This window comes from Thalassotalea sp. G2M2-11 (assembly GCF_017168195.1).
GTDB lineage: Bacteria > Pseudomonadota > Gammaproteobacteria > Enterobacterales > Alteromonadaceae > Thalassotalea_E.
In genome coordinates this window covers 1,335,957-1,361,652 of the sequence record NZ_JADNYL010000001.1, presented here as the reverse complement: position 1 = coordinate 1,361,652, position 25,696 = coordinate 1,335,957, and the positions used below count along the sequence as shown (strand labels likewise).

Here is a 25,696-nt window from a genome sequence, read left to right as displayed (position 1 = left end):
TTGTTTGACGAATTAACGCTCAATTCAGTCAATATATGTACTGGCAGCTGTTAATTCATCGATACGATGTGCTGTTATTTGTTGATGATCATCATATTTACTGGCAAGTAAAATTCGATTGTGAATTCCCGCAGCTTGCGCAGCTTGCATGTCTGAGGTTTTATCTCCGATAAAAATGCTTTGTTTTAAATCTATCTTATGTTCATCGCTTGCTTTTAATAACAAACCCGGCTCTGGTTTCCGACATTGACATGCTTTTAGGTATTCACCCTTGCCTTTGGTCGGGTGATGAGGGCAGTAATACACATCAGTAATTAAGCACTGTTGTTTTTTAAATTCTTCTTTCATCCAACGGGTAAGCGCATCAAACTCTTGTATTGTATACTTGCCCCGACCAATGCCTGATTGATTAGTAATAATGATCAGTAAATAGCCTTTTGCCATGGCCTGCCGGCAAAGTTCGAAGATGCCAGCAACAAATTCGAAGTTTTCTTTTTGATAAACGTAACCATGATCAACATTGATAATACCATCACGATCTAAAAATAATGCTTTATTCATAATTTAACTTATTATTGTTTTTTGACAGCTTAAATGAAAAAAGCGAGTAGAACTCGCTTTTTCTATCATATCACTGACAAAATTACATACAAAGGCCACCGTCAATTTCAACCACGCGCCCAGTGTAAAATTCATTCTCAAAAATATACTTAACCGTATGGGCTATTTCATCTGCTTCACCTAATCGGCCAACTGGTTTCATTTTCTCTAGACGATCACGCATTTCCGGCTTCATTGCATCCGTCATCGCGGTACGGATAACTCCTGGCGCAATAGCACCAACACGAATGCCATGTCGACCAAGTTCTCGCGCCCATGTTACTGTCATGGCAACTACACCCGCTTTAGAGGCAGCATAATTTGTTTGTCCCATATTACCGCCACGGGCAATTGACGACATATTAATGATGACACCTTTTTTACCTGATTCAATCATATGTACTGCCGCTTCACGACCACATAAAAATACACCTGTTAAATTAACATCAATAACAGATTGAAATTGATCTAATGACATTTTATTGGTGACTTGACCTTCTTTGGCTTTCACGAACATACCATCTCGCAAAATACCAGCATTATTAATCAAACCATCGATACCGTTAAAATCATCATTAATTTGCTTAAATGTCTGTTCTACCTCTGCTTCATTGGTAACATTTGCTAAATAGTATTTAGCAGATGATCCTGCTTGCTCGATTAAGCTAACAGTTTCTTGCAATAATTGTTCATTAAGATCAATCAGTGCTAATTTTGCACCTTCTTTCGCTAAATTAATCGCTATTGCACGACCTAGGCCTTGGCCACCACCGGTTATAACAATTGCTTTATCTGTTAAATTCATGCGTTATCCTATTTTTCTATGGCTCTATGGCCTATTCATAATTTTCTTGTTCACTGAAAAACCACTCAACTTGTGACTCTTCAACCTCATAAATGTTGTTATACTGCCAATTGGGTTTATTGTCTTTATCTACTAACAATGCTCTAACCCCTTCAACAAATTCTCTATGTTGACAAAAACGTACCGATAAATTGAGCTCGTTAGCAAAGCATTGTTCTAATGATAAATCTCGACAACGGTTCAGTTGCTGATAAATAACATGTGCGCTAAGCGGGCTACCTGCTTGTAACTTTTTCTTTGCTTTAATAAACCATGCTTCATCACTTGGAAACGCCATGATAGCGTTAAAGCACTGTTCACAGTCACTACATTGGGCTAATTGTTCAAATAACGGGGTAAATTGCGCAATATTTCCAGTAATAACTTGCTGCTGTCGCTGTTCAATCTCGATTAAAAATTGTGTCAGTAACTGATGATTAGCTTGTTCACTTGCTTGCCAGTCTAGATTAGCTAATTGTTTCACTAACGCTTCAAGTTCGTTGGCATCAACAATATGATCTGCCAGATTAACATCAATTCCATCTTTCCCATTAATAAAAGCCCCCGTTAAACCAAGAAATACTCCAACACCCTGTGGCATTTGATTTAAAAACCAACTTGCTCCTACATCAGGGTATAAACCGATGGATATTTCAGGCATAGACAGGACCGTATTTTCAGTGGCTACCCGATGACTTGCGCCAGCCATCAAGCCAATACCGCCTCCCATGGTATAACCATCTAACAAGGCCACAATAGGCTTACTCGCTTTATGGATCAACAAATCTAATTGATATTCTAAACTAAAAAAGTACTTTGCTTGCGCCTTTTCTACCTGAGCTTCAGTTAATAACCCCTCTGTAGATAGTTCGCCTTGTCGCAATTTAACCAGTTCGTGATAAATACTTACCACATCACCACCAGCACAAAATGCCTTATCGCCTGCTCCAGTGAATATAATGGCAACAACATTAGGATCAGCTAACCAAATAGGCAACTGCTCTAACATTAGCTCAATCATCTCTTTGCTTAACGCGTTTAATGTGTTCGGTGAATTTAAACAGGCCGTGGCTAATTTTTTACCATTAGCTGTTGGCTGTTCAGTAAATATGACTGGAGTACAAGTTAATTCATTCTCATCAGTTAACATTAGTTATCAAGACTCGCATCAATTTCAACCACAGTTCTTCCCGTGACAGTTCCTTCAACATAGGCGTCAAAAGCATTGGGTAATTCAGCAAATGCAATAGTCGTCGGCGCAATTAAATCTAAACGCGTTGGTTTTAAGTCAGTTGCAAGTCGTTGCCAACCTTGAGCACGCACTGACAATGGCATTTCCACCGAATTAATCCCTAATAAGCTAACGCCACGTAATATAAATGGCATCACAGTAGTATCTAGTTTAAAGCCGCCAGCTAAGCCAATAGAAGCAATGTTTCCCCACACGTTGGTAGTACGAGTCAACCAAGCAAGGGTATCGCCGCCAACATTATCAACTGCACCGCCCCACTGCATACTTTCAAGTGGCTTAGTACCCATATCAATATCATGACGGTTCAATAACTTGCTGGCACCTAAAGCTTTTAAGTAATCTTCTTGCTCAGTTTTACCCGTGAATGCAATCACTTCATAACCAATGTTACTGAGCATATTAATTGCAAAACTGCCAACACCGCCGGTGGCACCAGTAACAACAATAGGGCCACGTTCAGGAATTTGTCCATTATCTTCCATACGCTGCACCGCTAATGCCGCAGTATAACCTGCAGTACCGATTGCCATCGCGTCACGTAACGTCATACCTGTTGGAAGCGCAACAACTGAATCCGCTTTAACTCTGGCATATTCAGCATAGCCACCGTCGTATAATTCAGACAATTGTGCTCCGCACACTAATACCTTACCACCGACCTTGAAACGACTATCAGTTGAGCTAACCACAACACCAGACAAATCAATGCCCCCCACTAGCGGATAAGTACGTAATATTCGTCCTTTGCCTGTAGCAGCTAATGCATCTTTATAATTAATGTCAGAATAAGCGACTTTAATCACGACTTCACCGTCAGTAAGATCATCAAGAGATATTTGCTCAAAGTCACTCACAATACGTTTTTTATCGCCATCTTGTACTTGATGAATGCGAAACGCGTTAAAAGTTTTCGGGATATCACTAACTGTACTCATAAGTATTCTCTTAGTTAATTAACGGTAAGTTTTGTCAGCTTATATTGCGACAGCCATAATCGCTAGACGACTTTAGTAGGACAAATACCGCAATACTACAACGCGCACTGCGGCATTATGCTATGCAATCTATGAGTTACATGTTTCGGCGATATTGACCACCAACTTCAAATAACGCACTAACAATTTGTCCTAAGGAACTGACTTTACATGCACTCATCATCTGCTCAAAAACATTCTGATTTTCGAGTGCCGCTTGTTGTAGCGTTTTAATTTCATTACTTGCCTGACTTTCATTCGCTTTATGAAGATTTGCTAGCATCTCAATTTGATAGTTTTTCTCTTCTTCTGTCGCACGAATAACCTCAGATGGGATCACTGTTGGCGAGCCTTTAGAGCTTAAGAAAGTATTTACTCCGATAATAGGGTACTCACCCGTATGTTTCAGGTTTTCATAATACAAACTTTCTTCCTGAATCTTGCTACGTTGATACATGGTTTCCATTGCACCAAGTACACCGCCGCGTTCTGTAATACGATCAAATTCAGTTAAAACAGCCTCTTCAACTAACTCTGTTAACTCTTCAATGATAAATGAGCCTTGAATAGGATTTTCATTTTTCGCTAAACCTAATTCACGGTTAATGATCAATTGGATCGCCATAGCACGACGAACACTATCTTCTGTTGGCGTGGTTATCGCTTCATCGTAAGCATTAGTATGTAGTGAATTACAGTTATCATAAATGGCATACAGAGCTTGTAATGTGGTGCGAATATCATTGAAGTCAATTTCTTGCGCATGCAGTGAGCGACCAGAGGTTTGAATATGATATTTCAACATTTGGGCACGTGCATTCGCCCCGTATTTATTCTTCATTGCTTTAGACCAAATACGACGAGCTACACGGCCAATAACGGCATATTCTGGGTCGATTCCATTTGAGAAGAAGAACGACAAATTAGGTCCAAACTCATTAATGTCCATGCCACGGCTTAAGTAATATTCAACAAAAGTAAAACCGTTAGCTAAGGTCAATGCTAATTGAGTAATTGGGTTCGCACCCGCTTCAGCAATATGATAACCAGAAATAGAAACGGAGTAGAAATTACGTACGCCTTTTTCAATAAAATATTCTTGCACATCGCCCATTAATCTCAGCGCAAACTCTGTTGAGAAAATACAGGTATTTTGCGCCTGATCTTCTTTTAAAATATCAGCCTGAACTGTACCACGGACCAAGGTTAAGGTTTTTGCTTTAATATCAGCATAAACATCAGCAGGTAAGACTTGATCACCTGTCACCCCTAACAACATTAAGCCTAAACCATCATTGCCTTCAGGAAGTTCACCTTGATAACTCGGACGTTCACAACCCTTTTCTTTATAAATTTTAGCTATTTTTGCTTGTACGTCTTTCTCTAAGCCATGTTCAGTAATGTAACGCTCACATTGTTGATCAATCGCAGCATTTAAGAAAAAGCCCAATAAGATAGGCGCCGGACCATTGATAGTCATAGAAACAGAAGTTGCTGGATGAGCTAAGTCAAATCCAGAATACAGCTTCTTAGCATCATCTAGACAACAAATAGACACACCCGCATTACCAATTTTACCGTAAATATCTGGGCGCAGGTGCGGATCATTACCATACAAAGTTACTGAGTCGAATGCTGTTGATAAACGTTTTGCTGGCATACCTTTAGAAACATAATGGAAACGACGGTTAGTACGCTCTGGACCACCTTCACCGGCAAACATCCGCGTAGGATCTTCACCTTCACGTTTGAATGGAAATAAGCCCGCCGTATAAGGAAATTCACCCGGTACGTTTTCTTGTAACGACCATTTTAAAATGTCACCCCAACCTTGATATTTAGGTAAACACACCTTAGGAATATCAAGCTGAGATAAAGACTTAGTGTGTGTCTCAATCGATAATTCTTTGTTACGTACCTGAAACTTAAACAATGGATTTTTATATTTTTCTACCTTTTCACTCCATTGCTCAATAATAAGTTTATTTTTCGGATCTAATTCCAGCTCCACTTGGCTATAAAGGGTTTGTAAATTTTCAGCTAACGCTTTGCCATTTGCTTCACCACTTTCGAGCGCCGTATCAATCGCTTGCTGGATACCATAAAGTTTTTGCGCTACTTTCGCTTGCGCATCAACCCACTCATCATAGCTACGGTTATTTTCTGATATTTCAGATAAATAACGAGTACGTTTGCCAGGAATAACACTCGCTTTATCGGCTTGCGTCCCTTCAATACTAAGTACTTCTGCCACCGTTTGTTTGGTTTTATCATTAAGCTCAGTGATAACAGCGTTATATAACTCGGTCATACCCTTGTCGTTAAACTGCGAAGCAATCGTGCCAAACACGGGGACTTGATCATCACCTGCTTCAAACATGCCACGGTTACGCTTGTATTGTTTTTTCACATCCCGTAATGCATCTTGAGCACCACGTTTGTCAAACTTATTCACCGCAATAATATCAGCAAAATCAAGCATATCGATTTTTTCTAGTTGAGTAGCTGCACCATATTCTGGTGTCATTACATATAAAGAAACATCTGAATGCTCTTCAATCTCAGTATCCGACTGACCAATACCTGAGGTTTCTAAAATGATCAAATCAAAATCAGTCGCTTTTAAGATATCTAAGGTATCATTTACATATACTGAAAGTGCTAAGTTTGACTGACGAGTGGCTAAAGAGCGCATATAAACGCGATCATTATTAACCGCATTCATTCGAATTCTATCACCTAGTAGCGCACCACCTGTTTTACGTTTAGAAGGGTCAACAGAAACAATGGCAATTTTGCTTTCATCTGTCGCCATTAAAAAGCGACGAATTAATTCATCCACTAATGATGATTTACCCGCACCACCTGTACCCGTGATCCCTAATACTGGTGTTTTACTGGTTGAAGCAATTTTACGAATTTTATCTAAATCAGCTTTGTTCTCTTCGGGCGCATTTTCAGCCGCAGAAATTAAACGAGCGATGGCCTGTTTATCATTTTTCTTTAAATTAGCAACATCGTCTTTTTTAACATTGGTGCCTGTTTTGAAATCACAACGCTTAAGCATGTCATCAATCATGCCCTGTAAGCCCATTTCACGACCATCATCCGGTGAATAAATGCGCGTAATGCCGTAATCATGCAACATTTTAATTTCTTCAGGCAAAATAACGCCACCGCCACCGCCAACAATACGGATATGTTCACAACCACGTTCTTTTAATAAGTCATACATGTATTTGAAGTATTCGTTATGACCACCTTGATATGATGTCATGGCAATTGCATTCGCATCTTCTTGAATAGCGGTATTAACCACTTCTTCTACACTGCGGTCATGGCCCAAATGAATCACTTCTGCACCGCTTGATTGTAAAATTCGGCGCATAATATTTATAGCGGCATCATGACCATCAAATAATGATGCGGCGGTAACAATACGGATTTTGTTTTTTAACTGATATCTTTGTGCACTCATTTGTGACTCTCTTCAATTATCTGTTATCAACCCTGCTCACAACTATCGTCCATCACGGCGAAGTTTTCGAATTTTTGTTTACTTTCAATGTAAGTAAATCGCCGTAAGCAAAGTTATTAGTAGTAAATTGTCATTCTTAGTTAAATTAGAACACATAGTACAACAAGATAAAATTGATTTTCTTGCCTCAATAATGGACTATATTGTCATTATCAAGCATTCTTATCTGAATTATTCCATGAATGAAAATAACCAATTAGCCGATGAGCAAGATATCCGCTTAGTTATTCCGTTATTTCTGTTACGTAAATTAAAAGAACATGCCCTTACATCTGGGCTTTACCCAATATCTCTGGGACAGTATTCCCGTAATAATAATTATCAGATTAGCCAACGTTCAAACGAACAATACTGCTTAATTTACTGTCAAGTTGGTCAAGGAAAATTACATTATAAAAACAAGAGCAGAATGGTTCATCGTGGCGATCTTGTGCTTATTCCTCCACATCAACAATTTAATTATCAAGGGCATAATAATAATGGTGTTTATTGGATAAACTTTACGGGCAAACTTGCTGATGATTTCGCCGAGCGTTTATTAATGAAAATGGACGATGGTTTAGCCCATGTCGGTATTCAAAGTAACATTATTGCTGACTTTGATTACCTGCTCGACCTAGGTAGCCGAGGCTATACCGCAACAAACGTTATCCACGCGGTGCATTTATTGCAACAGGCATTAAGCTTTTTAGCTTTACAGCTAAGGGCATCCGCGTTTAATAAAGCCAGTAATTTTGACTTAGAAGCAATAGAAAACTTAATGCGTAATAACCTTCACCAAGAATTGAACCTTGACGTATTAGCCCATTACAGCCAACTATCAAAATTTCATTTTGCCAAGAAGTTTAAAGATCTTACCGATACTTCGCCCATTCAACATTTTATCAATTTGAAGATCCAGCACGCTTGCTTTCAGCTAGATAACAGCGAAGACACCATAAAAAGTATCGCAGAATCAATTGGCTACAATGACCCCTACTACTTTTCACGATTATTTAAAAAAGTTGTTGGTATGTCACCGAAGCAATATCGTGACTCTCGTCATCATCAATAAGGGGATAAAAATATGCTTACTTATCAATCTTAGGCTAAACAAGTAAAGAGCTTACGGCTGATTACTTGTCTAGCCCCAATAAGTTTATTTAAATTTCACCGCCACATACCATGTTTAACTATCATGCTTAAGTAGCCGTTTTTAGCGAACTTTTGTTACTAGATACAACCCTTTGTTTTTTGCATCGGGAACCTCAGAAATCCACAGATAGTTACCGGGCTCAATATCAACACTGAAATATCCAACGCCACCTGCTGGCATTTCTTCAAGTCCACCGATAAACTCAACGGGCGACGGGGTTTCCAGGCCGGTTGGAGACGCCCAGTTCATCCATTCGATAACCGAAGCAGCATTGCTATTGACCTTTGCCAAATGAACGTCGTGCCCGACAAAATTTTCATGAATTTTCTGATCTTCAAAAGTAACTTCTATTATGTGTTTGCCAGCAGTAATTTCACCATCTAACTCAATCCCGCGTGCAGACGATATTGTTAATCTAATGTCGGCTTTGGGAGCAACAGTTGCTACCTCTTCGGTCACAGTAAATGCCCGTTGCATCGGGTGAAACACCCCGTTAGTTTTTACATAACATTCTAGGTAATAATGACCCGGTTCAAGGAAGACCGTTGCGGATGATTGTTTGCCCGATGATAACAAGCCAGGTCCACCAGCTGGCTTAACCTGTTGGAACCAAGCAGGAATCTTACCAAAAGCCTGCATTGCTTGCTCTGATTGTCCTGCAATAATTAAATTCATACCCTCCTGAAATGGCGGTACAACCTCATGCCTCACATCAGCTAATTGTCGTCCTTCGGGTAGCTTTTGAATAAGCGCAAAATGCACCAAGTCAGAATCATTACTAAAGTGAAATTTCGTCCATCCAGCAGGAACTGTTTCAGGAGCGTCAAACATCATCCCTTTAGCAATGATGTTAAATTGATTTTGAGTAGCTGCGGACTTTGTTTTAGGATAAATAGCACATCCGGCCACTATGCAGGCACTTAATAAGATTCCTAAAGATACAACTTTATTAAATTTCATTTTTATTGTCTCCATATTGATAAAAGCGCTTGCTTGAACCAAGTTGCACTACCTAAACCAAGTGCGCTTTTACTATCGATGCACAGCCCGACAACCACAGTGCGCTGGGAACTTATTACAACAGGATCTTTAGTTAAACAACCAGCACGAAGGCTCACGAAAAATCGTTCACCCCAACGCTTATTATTTAAACGTTTTGCTAATCGCCGTCTATCCTTTCTTATTTAGACTATTAGAAATAGTTATTACTCATCCATTATTAATCAACTCATACCAAGGAGATACTAGAAATTTTCACTATAATCCAAGATTAATCTTACTCATTAACCAAAAACGGTAATTGTTTGGTGACTTTTAGCGATAACTTCCCCAGTGTTACTCCATATATAAGCGTCTGAATACCCATAGCCACCTTTAGCATAGCTAGCGTCACATTGATAAGCCAACCAGTCTGTTGGGTTGCATTTAACACCAGGGTTGATGAACTCCAAGTACCAATTCATGGTGCTCAATGGTGCTGGGCTTTTTAATTGTTGTGCAAAAGTTGGAGGCCAAGTATCAATCAAGCACACAATGTGAGCATTGGTAATCACCTGTGGAGCTTCTTTGAATCGCATCCATCCGTGAGTATGAGACTCACTACTACCACTAAACGGGCCACCACCATCACTAAGATATAAATCAAAATTTTGAATAAAGTTAGGGGCACCTTCAAGGTTATCTTGCAAAAACCTTGCTCCTTCAGGTTTTATCATCGTATGGGAAGGAATGTGATCGATTACTATATCGCTTGCTCTTTTCGAACCAAAGCAAGATTGCTGTAAAACGGCTACTTGGCCATTTTGCATGGCTTTTGATAGGACTTGAACGACGTTTTTCCCTTCCCTCAATATACTCACTTCGATTTCAAATGGCTCGTTCGCAAGTAGTGGACCAATAAAGCTGGTGTAAAGAGAATGAAGGTCTTTATCTTTTGACACTTTTTCTTCAGCAGCAGCAAGCAGTAAACATGCAGAAAGCCCTCCAAATACTGTTCTTCCCTGAGTCCACTGTTCAGAAGACTGCATAAGGTCACTTTTTCCATGTAAAGCAACATTGTGTTTTGCTGCTGCAATTAACTCATCAATCGTCATTTTAAATTACCAACATATTTAATTAAAAGCTTAATACCCTTGCCCCTGAAAAGCTATATTTGGCTCTAAAGCCTCGTTTCACTCCCTAAATTATCGGGTTGATAGATATTAAAATACGAAACAATTCACAATAGTCAGGCGCAAGTTTTAGCTAACAACCGCTGATGCTAATCAATGGGAAACAACTGTTGTTGCTCAGCAATAACATTTAATACTTTTACCATTTTTTTATCTAATAACGGTTGTAATAATTTCGGTGTTGTTGCTATTAAGGCAAGCTCATTTTCTGTTATTGCAATAACACAAGTAATATATAACGCAGATGACTCGAATAAAGCAAAAGCATCATCAGAAATTTGATAAAACGTCATAGTTTGCATTTGTTCAGCCGAAGTTTTCCTTTCCGCTAAGCCATCCATACTCTCGACGGAAAGTTCTATGGTAAGAATGTTATCCTCATCCCCGAACCAACCCGCAGTCATGGTACGAAAATTAAATAAGGCTTCTAATTTATTAGCCACTGAAGATAACTTTGTTTCTCGTTGTTGCAACTGTTCAGCAATATCAATCGTTATCGGTAAGGTTGTCGCCATCATAATTATGTGTTTTGTCGGGTGTTATTGTATTACCCACAACATACGTGATTTATTCACTATCTCAAGAATTATTTTTCTCACTTAGCGCTATCACGATATAGTTATTGCCAAGTATCTCAAGCGTTTTGCTTTCACTTGTTAGCCACTGAAATAATTCCCCTTTTGCTAAGGTTAACGACTCATTATTCGCGTTAAGATTAATCGTGATATTTTCTGATACCGCGAAGACTTGCAATAGATCTGTTGTTGATATTTCATAGGTTTGCGAACGAGTGACAGCAGTTACCTTACTCTTAATACTTTGCTGGTTAGTAATAACATTTAAATCAACAATTTTACCATCAATTAATTCGCCATAAGTGATATTAGCCCCGTCAAACTCAGCAATATCTAACGGCTTTAGTAACTGATCACTCGGCAATTTTTCACCATTACTCGCTCGTTGATGATGTAGGTTAATTCCGTTGCCTGAAAGCAAGGTAAGCTGACGGTAATAGCCAGCAAAGTTAGAAAATTCACCATTTTCACTTACCGTTGCCATACTAATGCGCCAATCAAAATCTGTTATTGTGCCGCCAGTGTTAATCGCTAATTCGGTGGTTTCACCTAAGCCATTTTTCCATGGCGTGGTAATAAATTGACTAGCCGTTTTAATCAAATACATCTACTCACCTTCATATAATTTAGATAAAAGAAAACCGCTGAATTTCAGCGGTTTTTCTGATTAGCCAATGTTAAATAGCGTAAATTATAACATCTCTAAGGCGATAGCGGTTGCTTCACCACCACCAATACAAAGTGATGCAACACCTTTTGATAAACCTTTATTTTTCAATGCGTGGATCAGAGTAACCATGATTCGAGCACCACTTGCCCCTAACGGGTGACCTAAGGCACATGCGCCACCATTGATATTTACTTTATCGGCATCAAGCTCTAACGATTTCATACCAAGCATAGTCACCATGGCAAATGCTTCATTGATTTCAAATAAATCAACATCAGCAGTGCTCCAGTTAGCTTTATCTAATACTTTTTTCATTGCACCAACCGGTGCTACGGTAAATTCAGCAGGCTTTTGCGCATGCGTTGCGTGAGCAACCACTTTACAAAGTGGGGTTAAACCACGTTTTTCGGCTTCTGATTGCTTCATCATCACTAATGCCGCTGCACCGTCAGAAATTGAGCTTGAGTTAGCTGCCGTGATGGTTCCATCTTTTTTAAAGGCTGGGCGTAATGAAGGAATTTTATCAGGGCGAGCATTACCTGGTTGTTCATCGGTATCAAACACACTTTCACCACGACGGGTTTTCACGGTAACTGGCGCAATTTCATTATCAAACGCACCTGATTCAATTGCGGCATTAGCGCGAGATAATGAACGGATCGCATACTCATCCATTTCTTCACGAGTAAAACCAGATTCATCAGCAGTACCTTGAGCGAAACAGCCCATTGCTACACCGTCATAGGCGTTTTCTAAACCATCTGTCATCATATGATCTAACACTTGGCCAGCACCCATTTTAATACCAGAGCGACCACTTGGTAATAAATGAGGAGCATTGGTCATACTTTCCATACCACCAGCAATAGCAACATCAATTGAACCAGCAGCTAATGCATCGTGTGCTTGCATAGCGGCTTTCATACCTGAACCACACACTTTGTTAATCGTGGTACAAACCGTTGAAAGGTCAAGTTCGGCTGCAAGTGCGGCTTGACGAGCAGGCGCCTGTTTTAGACCAGCAGGTAAAACACAGCCCATGATCACTTCGTCAACCTGATCATTGGCTAGTTTGGCTTCTTCTAACGCAGCTTTAATTGCTGTTGCCCCAAGGTTTGGCGCACTTACAGCGGATAATCCACCCATAAAACCGCCCATTGGCGTTCTTTTAGCAGATACAATGACAATAGGATCAACAGTAGACATAGCTCTCTCCAACGAAATAACGTTTGTTTGATTTATAATATTTGTAGGTTAGCCATATATTAACGTTTACGCCAACGTAAAGCCAATAGTCATTTAGTACTAGCCAACCATAAAGTGTTCATAGCTGTATTAGAAAATTGCCACTGGTGCTTACCGCGATGCTGCAAGCTCAATCATTTGTTATTGGTGCCATTTTTTGCAATTTTCGTTGTAACGTACGCCGATGCATTGATAATTGCCGCGCCGTGGCTGAAATATTGCCATTATTGTATTTCAACACTTGCTGAATATGCTGCCATTCAACTTGCTCAGCTGACAAAGTAGGCTCATCGAGCTGATCGTGAACTTTCACTGGCTTTTTACCTAGCCCTAATGCCGCTAGCAATGTTTGGCTATCAACAGGTTTACTTAAATAATCATCGGCCCCCAGTTTAATTGCGTCAACCGCACTACTGATACTGGCATAACCCGTTAATAAAATAATTTTGCTGTTGGGTAATAATTGTCGCATTGGTTTGATTAAGTTTAAGCCACTGTCATGATGTAATTTCATATCCAGCAAAATGAAATCAGGTGTATGACGGTGACACGCCAATAAGGCTTCACTGGCATGCTCAACATGCCAGCAGCTTAAATCATGTTTAGCAAGTCTTCGCATCAAAACACTTGCAAAGGCACTATCATCTTCAATGATTAATAACTTCATTAATCTACCTGTTCATTGTTAATCATAGGCAATGTCACGGTCACTAATGCCCCACCATTTTGATGATTTGTTAATGACAGTTTGCCGCCCAATCGTTCTAAGCTCGCGTAGCTGAGAAATACCGCCATTCCTAGCCCCTGCTCGCTATCAACAGGCTTAACCCCTAATTCTGCTAGCTTAGATAAAGTAAAGCCTTTACCAAAATCATGAATAGCAAGTTGCCAGTGATGATTTTCTACTCGCCACATTAATTCAATTTTATTGCTTCGATTCGCCCTTGTAGCTCTGATAGCGTTGTTTAACAAATTTAAAATTGCTGGTAACAATGACGCACCCGCTTTAAGCAACAATGTGTTAGGCGATATTGTTTCTCCATCAGCAGCCTTTATTACCGGCTCAATATCGGGGTAATTCAAACTTAGATGATCAGCAATGTTAGTTAATAATTTATCACAACTGATACTTGATATCGTTTGCTCTTTTATATCAAATGTTTGCTGGCGAAATGTGGCAATACTGTCTCTACAACGGCTCAGTTGTTGCTCCATGTCTTGCAATAGAGCATTTTCGGGGAATTCATCCATTAACTCTTCAGCAAGCAATTGCACCGTAGCAATCGGCGTGGCTAATTGATGAGTTACTTGTGCAGAAGCGACCCCTAACGAAACCACTTGCTCTTGTTTTAATAACTCTTCTTTATATTTGGCTAATGCCCGTTCACGGGTACTGATACTACGCGCCATTTTACCAACCACAATTGCCACCACTAACGCGGAAAATAAAAAGTTAATCCACATACCAATAAAATGGCCTTGCATGTTGCCATGCATCACACTCATTGGCAGCTGCCACAACAATAGGCTATACGATGCGATAGCCCCACAAGCAACAATCAATAATTGCACATGGCTTAACGCCACCGCAGCGATTGCGATAGGAATTAATAACAGTGAAACAAAGGCATTGGTAGCGCCACCACTAAAGTAAAGTAACAGCGATAAAAAGAGAATGTCAGCTAACGCTTGGATAAAAATCGCCCGATTATTTGAATTCACCGCATTACGATAATAGTGATGACAAGCAATAGTAAAAATAATCTCAGCAATAATCACTGACACTAGCGGTGTCCATGGTAACTGATAGTTTAAGACTAAATTGACAAAAATAATCAACGAAACTTGAATGACAATTGCGGCAAAGCGCAGTGCAAAAATCAATTGTAATTGATTAAGTCCTTTCATTAGTAGCGACACGCTGAAAAGCTCCCCCTCTTACGTAAGCTAATGATGATAACGGTAAAGTTCACCTGCTATATTGCTAAATATCAAACTATCTGCAGAAATTCTCTACCTTTGTTAAAAATTATTCTCTGACATGCGGCTTGACACAAAAAAGTTTACGTTTACGTAAACTTCATGCTATCTTTATTAAATGAAAATTATAAGCGAGAACTCTATGAGCAAATCAAGCGCAATAACATACTCTATCGGTGAATTAGCCAAAGAATTTGACATCACCACCAGAAGCATTCGTTTTTACGAAGATCAACAGCTCATTCATCCGACTCGTAAAGGGCAAACACGAATTTATAACCAAAGAGATAAAGTTCGACTAAAGTTAATTCTACGCGGCAAACGTTTAGGCTTTTCTCTAGCTGAAACGGGTCGTTTATTTGAACTTTATGATGCTGATAAATCAAGTGCAACCCAATTAAACACCATTATGGAGTTAATTGCCCAGAAAAAATCAGATTTAAGTCAGCAACTAGAAGACATTAAAGCTGTGTTAATTGAATTAACAGGGCTTGAAGCAAATTGTAAAGAAGCGTTAGCACAAATAGAAAAATAATCACTAACGTTTTTATATAACTCAACTATTAAACACAAGGATCACTCATGATTTCTACATTTTCATCACTTAACTTTAACTTAGGCGAAACCGTTGACATGATCCGCGATCAAGTTAACGCCTTTGCTCGCGATGAAATTGCCCCTCGCGCCGAACAAATCGATTTAGATAATGAATTCCCGATGGACTTATGGCGTAAATTTGGCGATATGGGTTTATTAGGCATGACCGTTGACGAGCAATATGGAGGCTCAGGCTTAGGTTATCTAGAACACATGGTGGCAATGCAAGAAATCTCACGTGCTTCTGCCTCTGTTGGCTTAAGTTATGGTGCAATGTCAAATTTATGTTTAAACCAATTAAACAAAAATGCTAATCATGAGCAAAAATTAAAATATTTACCTAAGTTATGTACGGGTGAGCATATTGGTGCGTTAGCCATGAGTGAGCCAAATGCCGGTTCAGATGTGGTTAGCATGAAGTTACGCGCTGAGAAAAAAGGTGACAAATACATCCTCAACGGCAACAAAATGTGGATCACCAATGGCCCAGACGCTCATGTGTATGTGATTTATGCAAAAACAGACATCTCTGCAGGTTCTAAAGGTATCACAGCATTTATCGTTGAACGTGATTTCCCTGGTTTTTCTCGTCATCAAAAATTAGACAAGCTAGGCATGCGCGGTTCAAACACCTGTGAACTGGTGTTTGAAGATTGTGAAGTACCTGCTGAAAATGTCTTAGGCGAAGAAGGTAAAGGTGTTCGAGTCTTGATGTCAGGTTTAGATTATGAGCGTTTAGTACTCACTGGCGGCCCGTTAGGCATTATGGATGCTTGTATGGATCTTGTGGTGCCTTATATTCATGACCGTAAGCAATTTGGTCAATCAATTGGTGAATTCCAATTGGTACAAGGCAAAATTGCCGATATGTACACTCAAATGAACGCAGCCAAATCTTATGCTTATTTATGTGCTCAAGCAGCCGATCGTGGTGAGACTACGCGTAAAGATGCTGCAGGTGTTATTTTATATGCCGCTGAATTAGCAACAAAAATGGCATTAGATGCCATCCAATTACTTGGTGGTAATGGTTATATTAATGAATTCCCTGCCGGTCGTTTATTACGTGACGCTAAGTTGTATGAAATTGGCGCAGGAACTTCAGAAATCCGTCGTATGCTAATTGGTCGTGAGCTGTTTAACGAATCATAATCCTAGCAATTAATAAAACAGTCAGGTTAAGTGCTTATGCACTTAACCCTTGTGATTAACCGTTCAACTAACAAGGCGAATAAACGTGGCTAAGATAACTTCTAAGATCAACCCTCGTAGCCCAGAATTCACTGAAAACGCGCAAGCAATGCAGCTTCAGGTGGATGATTTAAAAGCAAAACTTGAGCAAATAAAACTTGGTGGTGGTGAAAAAAGCCGAGAACGTCACCTTTCTCGCGGTAAACTACTCCCCAGAGATCGAGTTAATACACTACTTGATTCTGGCGCACCATTTTTAGAGTTTTCACAACTTGCCGCAGATAGTGTATACCCAGATGACGTACCCGCAGCAGGTATTATTACCGGTATTGGGCGAGTGGGCGGCCAAGAATGTGTTATCGTCGCTAACGATGCTACGGTCAAAGGTGGTACTTATTATCCGCTTACCGTAAAAAAACACTTACGCGCTCAAACCATTGCTCAAGAAAACAACCTTCCTTGTATTTATTTAGTTGATTCTGGTGGCGCCAACTTACCTAATCAGGACGATGTATTTCCTGACAAAGAGCATTTTGGTCGTATTTTCTTTAACCAAGCCAATATGTCAGCACAGGCTATCCCTCAAATTGCGGTAGTAATGGGGTCATGTACCGCAGGTGGTGCTTACGTACCCGCGATGGCAGATGAGTCTATTATCGTCAAAGAACAAGGCACCATCTTCTTAGCGGGGCCACCGTTAGTGAAAGCTGCAACGGGAGAAGTGGTCAGTGCGGAAGATTTAGGTGGCGCAGATGTACATTGTCGCACTTCAGGTGTGGCCGATCATTATGCACAAAATGATAACCATGCACTTGAATTAGCTCGTACGATAGTTAGTAACTTAAACCGCGTTAAACCGGTTGAAATGAACATTAAACCAGTACAAGAGCCGGCGTATGATCCTCAAGAAATATACGGCATAATACCAAAAGACGCTCGTCAACCTTTTGATATCCGTGAAGTCATTGCTCGTATCGTTGATGGCAGTGAATTTGACGAATTTAAAGCACTTTACGGCACCACGTTAGTATGCGGCTTTGCCCGTATCTTTGGCTATCCTGTCGGTATTGTTGGCAATAACGGGATTTTATTTGGCGAATCCGCACAAAAAGGCGCTCATTTTATTGAGCTTTGTGCACAACGCAAAATACCACTAGTGTTTTTACAAAACATCACAGGTTTTATGGTTGGTCAGCAATACGAAGCAGGCGGTATCGCCAAACATGGTGCCAAAATGGTTACCGCTGTTGCCACCGCGCAAGTGCCTAAATTTACCATCTTAATTGGTGGTAGTTTTGGTGCGGGTAACTACGGTATGTGTGGCCGAGCTTATGATCCCCGTTTCCTCTTTATGTGGCCTAACGCACGTATCTCAGTAATGGGTGGTGAACAAGCAGCAGGTGTACTGGCCCAAGTAAAACGCGATCAAAAAGAAAAACGTGGCGAAAGCTGGACAGAGCAAGAAGAAGCCAAATTCAAACAACCTATTATTGATACCTACGAACACCAAGGACACCCTTATTATGCTTCAGCCCGTTTATGGGACGATGGTGTGATAGATCCAGCTGATACCCGTCAGGTGTTAGGTTTAGCTATTTCAGCCTCACTCAATAAGCCAATTGCCGACACTAAGTTTGGCTTATTTAGAATGTAGGAGTGACTATGACTGTCGAAAACTCAACAAATAAAGTGCTATGTGATGTCGATCGTTATGGTGTAGCGACCGTCACGCTAAATAATCCAGATAAACACAATGCCTTTGACGATGGTGTTATTGCAGAGTTAACAAAAACTTTTTTTGCATTAGCTGAACGTCAAGATGTGCACATTATGATCTTAGCCTCTACAGGCAAAAGCTTTTCTGCAGGCGCCGATCTTAATTGGATGAAACGCATGGCAAACTATAGCTATGAAGAAAACTTAAGTGACGCCAATGCCCTAGCTCATATGCTAAAAGCGCTCAACTTTATGCCTCAAACAACTATCGCGAAAATACAAGGCGCAGCGTTTGGCGGAGCCGTTGGCTTAGCCAGTTGTTGTGATATTGTTATCGCCAACAAAAAAGCGAGCTTTTGCTTGAGTGAAGTCAAGCTCGGGCTTATTCCAGCCACAATTAGTCCTTATGTGGTTAATGCCATTGGACAAAAAGCCAGTCGTCGCTACTTCCAAACAGCCGAGCGTTTTTTTGCCGATAAAGCACAATCTCTAGGCTTAGTTGATGAAGTTGTTGAGCCAGATGCGCTTGATGAAACCGTTGATGAAATGGTGCGTACCCTACTGGCGAATGGTCCAATTGCGGTTAAGCAAGCCAAACAACTCGCGCTTGATGTTGCCTATCAAGATATTGATGAAGAATTGATTAATATCACCAGTGAGCGTATTGCGTCCATACGTGTTTCTGATGAAGGGCAAGAAGGCTTAAACGCATTCTTTGAAAAACGCACACCCAGTTGGCAACAAAAATCGTAAAAAGGATCCAGCACATCATGACTCAAACACAACGAATGTTTAGTAAAATATTGATCGCTAACCGTGGTGAAATTGCCTGCCGTGTTATCAAAACAGCACGTAGAATGGGGATTTTAACCGTTGCGGTTTATTCCGATGCCGATGAAAACTCATTGCATGTTAATATGGCGGATGAAGCCATTTACCTTGGCCCTTCCCCTTCGAGAGAAAGTTATTTACAGGCAGAGAAAGTGATTGCTGCCGCCAAGAAAACCGGTGCGCAAGCCATTCATCCTGGCTATGGATTTTTATCTGAAAATGCCGAGTTCTGTCGACTTTGTGCAGAAGAAAATATTATTTTTATTGGCCCTCCTGTTGGCGCTATCGAAGCCATGGGATCAAAATCTGCTGCCAAATCAATCATGGAAAAAGCACAGGTCCCATTAGTACCCGGCTATCATGGAGATGACCAATCAGAAGCGGTGATCAAAAAAGCGGCCGATGAGATGGGCTACCCTGTACTACTTAAAGCTACTGCTGGCGGTGGTGGTAAAGGTATGCGTCAAGTGTGGAGTGAAGCAGAGTTTAGCGAAGGTTTTGCTGCAGCTAAACGTGAAGCTAAGTCTTCATTTGGCGACGATACCATGTTGGTTGAAAAATATTTAACCCAACCTCGCCACGTAGAAATTCAGGTATTTTGCGATAATCATGGCAATGCCGTGTACTTATTTGAACGTGATTGCTCTGTCCAACGCCGTCATCAAAAAGTGATTGAAGAAGCTCCTGCATTTAACATGAGCGAAACCTTACGTGCCCAAATGGGTGAATCGGCAATTAAGTCAGCTAAAGCCATTGGCTATCAAGGTGCTGGTACGGTTGAATTTTTACTCGATGTTGATGGTTCATTTTACTTTATGGAAATGAACACCCGCCTACAAGTTGAACATCCAGTGACTGAATTAATTTCAGGCCAAGATCTGGTTGAGTGGCAACTACGTGTTGCCGCTGGTGAAGTGCTGCCTAAATCACAAGAAGAATTGGCTATTAACGGTCATGCATTTGAAGCGCGCATCTATGCTGAGGATGCCAACAATGACTTTTTACCCGCCACAGGTACATTATCTTTTTTACAGCCTCCAGAAGAAAGCGAGCACGTGCGTGTGGATACCGGGGTTAGACAAGGGGATGAAGTTAGCGTGTTTTATGATCCGATGATCGCTAAGTTGATCGTCTGGGATGAAAACCGCGAGAAAGCCCTGCAACGTTTAAGTAAAGCATTAACCGAATATCGTATTAATGGCGTGACAACTAACATAGATTTTCTCTATAACTTAGCTACCTGCCCTGCGTTTATAAATCAAGACATAGACACTGGCTTTATCGAGAAGCATCACGACGAGATATTCCACAATTCAGAGCAAGCACTTGCTGATGAATTACCGATGGCGGCCTTGTATCTTGTTTTATCGCTAGCCAACAAAGCTAAAGCTCACGCAACCACCACCACAGATCCACATTCCCCCTGGAATGCGACTAATGCATGGCGGTTAAACGAAGCGCATATTCATCAGTTAGTGTTATCACATAATGACATTAAATATCCGGTGACAGTTGAACAAAAACGTCAAGGCGCTGGCAGCTATTATTTGATCAATGTTAATCATGAAAAATTTGCTGAACGCACCCTTGATTGCCAAGGCAGAATAGAAGACGGCAAACTGCACGTTAGTATTGATGGCCACCGCAGCCAAGCAACCATTGCTCGTGATGGTGATAACATCAGTTTATATCGTCAAAATGGCGTTTTTAACTTTACCTATATCACACCTGACTGCGGCAATCATGATGATCATGCTCAGCAAGGGGGCCTTAGCGCGCCAATGAATGGCACTATGGTGAGTGTACTAGTCAATGCTGGCGACAAAGTTATTAAAGATCAGCCATTGATGATCATGGAAGCAATGAAAATGGAACACACAATCAAAGCACCAAGTGATGGTGTGGTCACCGCTATTTTTTATCAGACTGGCGATATGGTTGATGGTGGCTGTGAACTTATTGCTTTTGATGCAGACGAATAATGACGAGGATATGTAATAATGCTGCCAAAAAACGTCAAAATTGTTGAAGTAGGACCTCGAGACGGTCTACAAAATGAGAAACAACTGATCAGTGCACAAGACAAAATCACTTTGATCGATAAACTAAGCGATGCAGGTTTGTCTTATATCGAAAGTGGTAGTTTTGTTTCCCCTAAATGGGTACCGCAAATGGCGACTTCTACGGATGTTTTTAATGGGATCAGTCGACACGCCGATGTCACTTATGCCGCATTAACCCCTAACATCAAAGGATATGAAGCAGCTATTGCGGCTAATGCTGATGAAGTTGCTATCTTTGCTGCTGCATCAGAGGGCTTTAGCCAAAAGAACATCAATTGTTCAATTGATGAAAGCATTGAACGCTTTGCGCCGATCATCACGGCTGCTAAACAAGCCAATATAAAAGTTAGAGGCTATGTTTCTTGTGTAGTTGGCTGCCCGTACGATGGTGATATTGCACCGGAAAAAGTAGCGGAAGTCGCTGAAAAGTTATTTGAGATGGGCTGCTATGAAATATCACTTGGTGACACCATAGGTGTGGGAACAGCAGCCAGTGTGCAAAATATGTTACAGGCAGTAATAGCCAGAGTGCCCAAGCAACACCTCGCTGTTCATTTTCATGATACCTATGGTCAGGCGTTAACCAATATTTACACTGCTTTGCAAAATGGCATAGCAATTATCGACAGCGCCGTTGCTGGTTTAGGTGGTTGCCCTTATGCTAAAGGCGCTTCAGGAAATGTCGCCACAGAAGACGTGGTATACCTACTTAACGGTTTATCCATCGAAACAGGCATTGACTTGAACAAGTTATTAGCCGCTGGTTGGTATATCAGTGACATTTTAGGCAAAGCACCAATATCGAAAGTTTCAAATGCGTATCGTGCGCAAAACAATTAATCAATGAATACCTCTAATCAAGGAGTAAATAATGGCCGGATTTGACAAAGTAGTGTCAAGCTACGAAGAAGCCATGGCAGGTCTTGAAGATAACATGACAGTCATCGCAGGTGGTTTTGGCTTGTGTGGCATTCCTGAAAACCTCATTGCTGAAATAAAACGCAAGGGCACAAAAGGATTAACCCTAGTCTCTAACAACTGTGGTGTAGACGATTTTGGCTTAGGGGTATTATTACCGGATCGTCAAATCAAAAAAATTATCGCTTCCTATGTCGGTGAAAATGCCGAATTTGAGCGTCAAATGATGAGCGGTGAATTAGAAGTAGAATTAACCCCTCAAGGCACATTGGCAGAAAAAATGCGCGCTGGCGGCGCGGGGATTCCTGCATTCTATACTGCGACAGGATACGGTACGCCAGTTGCGGAAGGAAAAGAAGAACGCGAATTTGATGGACGCCATTATATTTTAGAACCTGCCATTACCGGTGATTTTGCCATAGTTAAAGCATGGAAAGCCGATAGATATGGTAATTTAGTATTTAGAAAAACAGCTCGCAACTTCAACCCGATGGCAGCGACAGCGGGTAAAATAACAGTCGTGGAAGTAGAAGAAATTGTTGAACCGGGTGAATTAGATCCGGATCAAATCCACACCCCTGGCATTTACGTTAATCGCCTGATCCAAGGTAGCTTCGAAAAACGAATTGAACAACGCACCGTGCGTGAAAAATAAGGAGTGATCAATGGCTTTATCAAGAGAACAACTCGCACAACGTGTAGCACAAGAATTACAAGATGGTTATTACGTTAACTTAGGTATTGGTATCCCTACTTTAGTCGCTAATTATGTACCGAAAGGCATGGAAGTAATGCTGCAATCGGAAAACGGCTTATTGGGTATGGGAGAATTTCCAACCGAAGCAGAGTTAGATGCCGACTTAATTAATGCTGGTAAACAAACCGTTACTATGGCAACAGGTGCTTCTATTTTTGATTCAGCAGAATCATTTGCCATGATACGTGGTGGCCATGTTGATTTGACCGTTTTAGGTGCATTTGAAGTGGATGTTAATGGTAATATCGCTTCTTATATGATCCCAGGTAAACTGATCAAAGGTATGGGTGGAGCCATGGATTTAGTGGCCGGTGCCGATAACATCATCGTCACTATGACCCATGCGTCAAAACATGGCGTTTCCAAGCTTTTATCTAACTGTACCCTTCCCCTGACAGGTAAAGGTTGTATTAAAAAAGTACTTACAGATCTGGCTTTTATTGAAATCAAAGAAGGGAAGTTTCACCTACTTGAACGTGCACCGGGCGTTTCAGTAGAGGAGATAGCTAAGTTAACCGAAGGTGAATTAGTGATCCCCGATAACGTACCTGAGATGCAATTTTAGCATCAACTATGAGAATAAGAGGGAAGCTGTTGCTTCCCTTTTTTGTACATTCGTCAGGTATACAAAAGTCAATCAACAGCTTAAAAAATGTTCTTTCATGTCATAAATAATTGTTTTAATTAATATAAGAATTAATTCCCCGCCCCCCTTTATTGGCAGCTAAATTCCCCTAACTTGCAATTTAACTCAGATTTAGTAATACTAAAGGTGACAAAGAAAAGGCAAGACACGCGAAAACGTGTTACGCAAAACCACCGGTCTAAGGGTTTTACATTGTGTATTATCTATGACAGCGGAGTTACCATGTTATTAGGTACGTCCCGTGGTTTTTTCTTTTATTAACTCATTAATTACAAGGTTATTAAAATGAAAAAATTATTACTAGTTTCTACAATTACAGCTTTAACATTGACGTCTGTAGTATCTGTTCCAAAAGCACAGGCTGCTAACATAGCACAAAGCTTATGTGAGTACGTTGCCGCTGATGATAAGAGACGCATGCGCTCATTTTTAAAGGCAAATAGATTAAAAATTCGTCGAGTTTTTGATGGTATTGAATGTAATGGTAAAAACTTGTTGGTCTTTGCAGCAGCAAGAGGCTCTGTAGACACAGGTACTTTGATGATTTCTAAATTACCGAAGAAAGTTGTGTCAGATAACTTAGCCGATTTGCAAAGTGGATCGCAACCGTTGATAGACGCTGCTAACGAACGCATTAGCAGCTAAAATTATTTTTTAGTAGGCGTTATTTGTAATAGCAAAAACTGTTTTACTAGCTAATAATTCTATGTCATTTAAAAAAGCCAGCTTTGCTGGCTTTTTTCTTTTTTGTCAGTAAGTTAACTATTTAATTATTGGTTTATTAACATAAAGCTATTACAATTAATTTGTTAATTAACAATTACCTTATCGATGTCACACATAAAAAGAATCTATAAAGACAGTAAAAATGCCTTAGTACTTACAGGTGGCGGTGCCCGAGCAGCGTATCAAGTAGGAGTACTGTCAGCGATTGCCAAATTTTCGCCACGCAATCGTCCGATCCCTTTTCCTATTATTTGTGGTACCTCGGCAGGTGCAATCAATACAACCGCACTTGCCTGTTATGCTTCTTGTTTTCAGTTAGGCGTGAAAAAATTAGAATGGGTGTGGAAAAATCTCACCACCAGTAGAATATATCACAGTGATCCGTACCGCGTTTCCAGCCATATTTTAAAGGCAATGATGGCAAGTTTTCAGGCCGACTACGCAAATAAAACACCAAGAAGTTTGCTCAATAATGCCCCATTGCGTTCATTGTTAAACGAAGTAGTTGATTACAAACGTATCGATAATAATATCCGAAAAAACTTTCTTTCTGCTGTCTCTGTTACTACCTCAAGTTATACCAGCGGTGACTCAATTAGCTTCTTTCAATCAGAATCAACAATAAAACCTTGGTTTAGAGCGAAACGCCGGGGTATTCCAAGCTTGATCAATAGTCATCACCTGTTAGCTTCTGCCGCTATTCCGCTTGTTTTTCCTTCAGTAAAAATATTGAATGAGCATTATGGCGACGGCTCAGTACATCAGCTGTCACCACTAAGTCCTGCCATTCATTTAGGTGGGGAGAAACTTTTCGTGATAGGTGTAGAACAACCGAGAGAGCCATTACACCCAAGAGAAAACAACCCACATCCCCCAACAACCGCAACCATTGCTGGTCACTTACTCGACGGGATATTTTCCGATACCCTGCAAAGTGATTTAGAGCGTATGCATCGTGTCAATAATACTTTGTCATTGATCGAGCCTGAACAACAACAGGCACATGAAGGCTTAAAAAAAATTGACTCTTTTGTCATTAATCCGAGCCATGACTTTAATGCAATTGCCGTCGAATATTACCATCAACTGCCGCTAACTATTCGCACATTACTGCGCAGCATGGGTATCGCAAATGATCCTGAATCAAGTATTATCAGCTACCTTTTATTTGATAAACATTACTGTCGCCACCTTATCCAACTAGGATATGATGACGCGTTAGCTCAAGAACAACGTATTCGCGAATATTTAGCACTCAATTAGGCAG

General features: G+C 40.5%; 23 protein-coding genes and 1 riboswitch. Of the genes, 11 read left to right on the top strand and 12 right to left on the bottom strand.

Going from position 1 to position 25,696, the window contains the following annotated elements; all coding sequences use genetic code 11:
- Positions 1-24 precede the first annotated feature (24 nt).
- The 5 genes from gmhB to IV514_RS05865 form a co-directional block, all read right to left on the bottom strand.
- Positions 25-561, bottom strand: coding sequence for a D-glycero-beta-D-manno-heptose 1,7-bisphosphate 7-phosphatase (gmhB, locus tag IV514_RS05885; RefSeq protein ID WP_206483965.1), 537 nt, complete (start codon positions 559-561; stop codon positions 25-27).
- An 82-nt stretch (positions 562-643) separates the two neighbouring features.
- Positions 644-1,405, bottom strand: a complete 762-nt coding sequence (locus tag IV514_RS05880; protein ID WP_206483964.1) for an SDR family oxidoreductase — start codon at positions 1,403-1,405, stop codon at positions 644-646.
- Between the two features lie 31 nt (positions 1,406-1,436).
- Positions 1,437-2,594, bottom strand: coding sequence for an enoyl-CoA hydratase/isomerase family protein (locus IV514_RS05875; protein ID WP_206483963.1), 1,158 nt, complete (start codon positions 2,592-2,594; stop codon positions 1,437-1,439).
- Complete coding sequence (locus IV514_RS05870; protein ID WP_206483962.1) at positions 2,594-3,631, bottom strand: oxidoreductase; 1,038 nt, start codon at positions 3,629-3,631, stop codon at positions 2,594-2,596. Before IV514_RS05870 ends, IV514_RS05875 begins: the two co-directional genes overlap by 1 nt.
- A gap of 136 nt (positions 3,632-3,767) precedes the next feature.
- The gene (locus IV514_RS05865; protein ID WP_206483961.1) at positions 3,768-7,148 is read right to left on the bottom strand and encodes a methylmalonyl-CoA mutase family protein; all 3,381 of its coding nucleotides are present in this window, start codon (positions 7,146-7,148) and stop codon (positions 3,768-3,770) included.
- 127 nt (positions 7,149-7,275) lie between these two features.
- On the opposite strand from IV514_RS05865, the gene IV514_RS05860 reads away from it, so the two are divergent.
- Complete coding sequence (locus IV514_RS05860; RefSeq protein ID WP_206483960.1) at positions 7,276-8,262, top strand: AraC family transcriptional regulator; 987 nt, start codon at positions 7,276-7,278, stop codon at positions 8,260-8,262.
- A gap of 141 nt (positions 8,263-8,403) precedes the next feature.
- On the opposite strand, the gene IV514_RS05855 is transcribed toward IV514_RS05860, so the two are convergent.
- From IV514_RS05855 to IV514_RS05825, 7 genes are all read right to left on the bottom strand, one after another.
- Positions 8,404-9,303 (bottom strand): hypothetical protein, encoded by a 900-nt coding sequence (locus tag IV514_RS05855; protein WP_206483959.1) that lies wholly within the window; start codon positions 9,301-9,303, stop codon positions 8,404-8,406.
- 323 nt (positions 9,304-9,626) lie between these two features.
- Positions 9,627-10,436: a thioesterase family protein gene (locus tag IV514_RS05850; RefSeq protein ID WP_206483958.1), complete on the bottom strand. Its 810-nt coding sequence runs from the start codon at positions 10,434-10,436 to the stop codon at positions 9,627-9,629.
- Positions 10,437-10,603: 167 nt separating this feature from the next.
- The gene (locus IV514_RS05845; protein WP_206483957.1) at positions 10,604-11,032 is read right to left on the bottom strand and encodes a hypothetical protein; all 429 of its coding nucleotides are present in this window, start codon (positions 11,030-11,032) and stop codon (positions 10,604-10,606) included.
- A gap of 61 nt (positions 11,033-11,093) precedes the next feature.
- The gene (locus IV514_RS05840; protein ID WP_206483956.1) at positions 11,094-11,696 is read right to left on the bottom strand and encodes a HutD family protein; all 603 of its coding nucleotides are present in this window, start codon (positions 11,694-11,696) and stop codon (positions 11,094-11,096) included.
- Positions 11,697-11,780: 84 nt separating this feature from the next.
- Positions 11,781-12,965 (bottom strand): acetyl-CoA C-acyltransferase, encoded by a 1,185-nt coding sequence (locus IV514_RS05835; protein ID WP_206483955.1) that lies wholly within the window; start codon positions 12,963-12,965, stop codon positions 11,781-11,783.
- Between the two features lie 169 nt (positions 12,966-13,134).
- The gene (locus IV514_RS05830) at positions 13,135-13,671 is read right to left on the bottom strand and encodes a response regulator (protein WP_206483954.1); all 537 of its coding nucleotides are present in this window, start codon (positions 13,669-13,671) and stop codon (positions 13,135-13,137) included.
- Complete coding sequence (locus tag IV514_RS05825; RefSeq protein ID WP_206483953.1) at positions 13,671-14,912, bottom strand: HAMP domain-containing sensor histidine kinase; 1,242 nt, start codon at positions 14,910-14,912, stop codon at positions 13,671-13,673. Before IV514_RS05825 ends, IV514_RS05830 begins: the two co-directional genes overlap by 1 nt.
- Positions 14,913-15,102: 190 nt before the next feature.
- Between IV514_RS05825 and IV514_RS05820 the strand changes: the two genes are divergently transcribed.
- The 10 genes from IV514_RS05820 (at position 15,103) to IV514_RS05775 (ending at position 25,692) form a co-directional block, all read left to right on the top strand.
- Positions 15,103-15,519: a MerR family DNA-binding transcriptional regulator gene (locus IV514_RS05820; protein WP_206483952.1), complete on the top strand. Its 417-nt coding sequence runs from the start codon at positions 15,103-15,105 to the stop codon at positions 15,517-15,519.
- Between the two features lie 47 nt (positions 15,520-15,566).
- A complete protein-coding gene (locus tag IV514_RS05815) occupies positions 15,567-16,733 on the top strand; it encodes an isovaleryl-CoA dehydrogenase (RefSeq protein ID WP_206483951.1) in 1,167 nt (388 codons plus the stop codon).
- 85 nt (positions 16,734-16,818) lie between these two features.
- Positions 16,819-18,426 carry a carboxyl transferase domain-containing protein gene (locus IV514_RS05810; protein ID WP_206483950.1) on the top strand — a complete coding sequence of 536 codons (1,608 nt, stop codon included), beginning with the start codon at positions 16,819-16,821 and terminating at the stop codon, positions 18,424-18,426.
- A gap of 8 nt (positions 18,427-18,434) precedes the next feature.
- Positions 18,435-19,241 (top strand): enoyl-CoA hydratase/isomerase family protein, encoded by an 807-nt coding sequence (locus IV514_RS05805; protein ID WP_206483949.1) that lies wholly within the window; start codon positions 18,435-18,437, stop codon positions 19,239-19,241.
- 35 nt (positions 19,242-19,276) lie between these two features.
- The gene (locus IV514_RS05800; RefSeq protein ID WP_206484041.1) at positions 19,277-21,301 is read left to right on the top strand and encodes an acetyl/propionyl/methylcrotonyl-CoA carboxylase subunit alpha; all 2,025 of its coding nucleotides are present in this window, start codon (positions 19,277-19,279) and stop codon (positions 21,299-21,301) included.
- Between the two features lie 18 nt (positions 21,302-21,319).
- Entirely contained in the window at positions 21,320-22,222 is a 903-nt protein-coding gene (locus IV514_RS05795) for a hydroxymethylglutaryl-CoA lyase (RefSeq protein WP_241242180.1), read from the top strand.
- Positions 22,223-22,253: 31 nt separating this feature from the next.
- On the top strand, positions 22,254-22,955 hold the full coding sequence (locus IV514_RS05790; protein ID WP_206483948.1) for a CoA transferase subunit A: 702 nt from the start codon (positions 22,254-22,256) through the stop codon (positions 22,953-22,955).
- Between the two features lie 10 nt (positions 22,956-22,965).
- Complete coding sequence (locus tag IV514_RS05785) at positions 22,966-23,622, top strand: 3-oxoacid CoA-transferase subunit B (protein WP_206483947.1); 657 nt, start codon at positions 22,966-22,968, stop codon at positions 23,620-23,622.
- A 210-nt stretch (positions 23,623-23,832) separates the two neighbouring features.
- Positions 23,833-23,928: riboswitch (cyclic di-GMP riboswitch) on the top strand.
- 60 nt (positions 23,929-23,988) lie between these two features.
- Positions 23,989-24,348, top strand: a complete 360-nt coding sequence (locus IV514_RS05780; RefSeq protein ID WP_241242179.1) for a DUF3718 domain-containing protein — start codon at positions 23,989-23,991, stop codon at positions 24,346-24,348.
- 186 nt (positions 24,349-24,534) lie between these two features.
- Positions 24,535-25,692, top strand: a complete 1,158-nt coding sequence (locus IV514_RS05775; RefSeq protein WP_206483946.1) for a patatin-like phospholipase family protein — start codon at positions 24,535-24,537, stop codon at positions 25,690-25,692.
- Positions 25,693-25,696 lie beyond the last annotated feature (4 nt).

What these genes read in the sequence shown, in the direction of transcription:
- gmhB (WP_206483965.1), bottom strand. Translation starts at nt 561, where the DNA reads ATGAATAAAGCATTATTTTTAGATCGTGATGGTATTATCAATGTTGAT.
- IV514_RS05880 (WP_206483964.1), bottom strand. Translation starts at nt 1,405, where the DNA reads ATGAATTTAACAGATAAAGCAATTGTTATAACCGGTGGTGGCCAAGGC.
- IV514_RS05875 (WP_206483963.1), bottom strand. Translation starts at nt 2,594, where the DNA reads ATGTTAACTGATGAGAATGAATTAACTTGTACTCCAGTCATATTTACT.
- IV514_RS05870 (WP_206483962.1), bottom strand. Translation starts at nt 3,631, where the DNA reads ATGAGTACAGTTAGTGATATCCCGAAAACTTTTAACGCGTTTCGCATT.
- IV514_RS05865 (WP_206483961.1), bottom strand. Translation starts at nt 7,148, where the DNA reads ATGAGTGCACAAAGATATCAGTTAAAAAACAAAATCCGTATTGTTACC.
- IV514_RS05855 (WP_206483959.1), bottom strand. Translation starts at nt 9,303, where the DNA reads ATGAAATTTAATAAAGTTGTATCTTTAGGAATCTTATTAAGTGCCTGC.
- IV514_RS05850 (WP_206483958.1), bottom strand. Translation starts at nt 10,436, where the DNA reads ATGACGATTGATGAGTTAATTGCAGCAGCAAAACACAATGTTGCTTTA.
- IV514_RS05845 (WP_206483957.1), bottom strand. Translation starts at nt 11,032, where the DNA reads ATGATGGCGACAACCTTACCGATAACGATTGATATTGCTGAACAGTTG.
- IV514_RS05840 (WP_206483956.1), bottom strand. Translation starts at nt 11,696, where the DNA reads ATGTATTTGATTAAAACGGCTAGTCAATTTATTACCACGCCATGGAAA.
- IV514_RS05835 (WP_206483955.1), bottom strand. Translation starts at nt 12,965, where the DNA reads ATGTCTACTGTTGATCCTATTGTCATTGTATCTGCTAAAAGAACGCCA.
- IV514_RS05830 (WP_206483954.1), bottom strand. Translation starts at nt 13,671, where the DNA reads ATGAAGTTATTAATCATTGAAGATGATAGTGCCTTTGCAAGTGTTTTG.
- IV514_RS05825 (WP_206483953.1), bottom strand. Translation starts at nt 14,912, where the DNA reads ATGAAAGGACTTAATCAATTACAATTGATTTTTGCACTGCGCTTTGCC.
- IV514_RS05820 (WP_206483952.1), top strand. Translation starts at nt 15,103, where the DNA reads ATGAAAATTATAAGCGAGAACTCTATGAGCAAATCAAGCGCAATAACA.
- IV514_RS05815 (WP_206483951.1), top strand. Translation starts at nt 15,567, where the DNA reads ATGATTTCTACATTTTCATCACTTAACTTTAACTTAGGCGAAACCGTT.
- IV514_RS05805 (WP_206483949.1), top strand. Translation starts at nt 18,435, where the DNA reads ATGACTGTCGAAAACTCAACAAATAAAGTGCTATGTGATGTCGATCGT.
- IV514_RS05800 (WP_206484041.1), top strand. Translation starts at nt 19,277, where the DNA reads ATGTTTAGTAAAATATTGATCGCTAACCGTGGTGAAATTGCCTGCCGT.
- IV514_RS05795 (WP_241242180.1), top strand. Translation starts at nt 21,320, where the DNA reads ATGCTGCCAAAAAACGTCAAAATTGTTGAAGTAGGACCTCGAGACGGT.
- IV514_RS05790 (WP_206483948.1), top strand. Translation starts at nt 22,254, where the DNA reads ATGGCCGGATTTGACAAAGTAGTGTCAAGCTACGAAGAAGCCATGGCA.
- IV514_RS05785 (WP_206483947.1), top strand. Translation starts at nt 22,966, where the DNA reads ATGGCTTTATCAAGAGAACAACTCGCACAACGTGTAGCACAAGAATTA.
- IV514_RS05780 (WP_241242179.1), top strand. Translation starts at nt 23,989, where the DNA reads ATGAAAAAATTATTACTAGTTTCTACAATTACAGCTTTAACATTGACG.
- IV514_RS05775 (WP_206483946.1), top strand. Translation starts at nt 24,535, where the DNA reads ATGTCACACATAAAAAGAATCTATAAAGACAGTAAAAATGCCTTAGTA.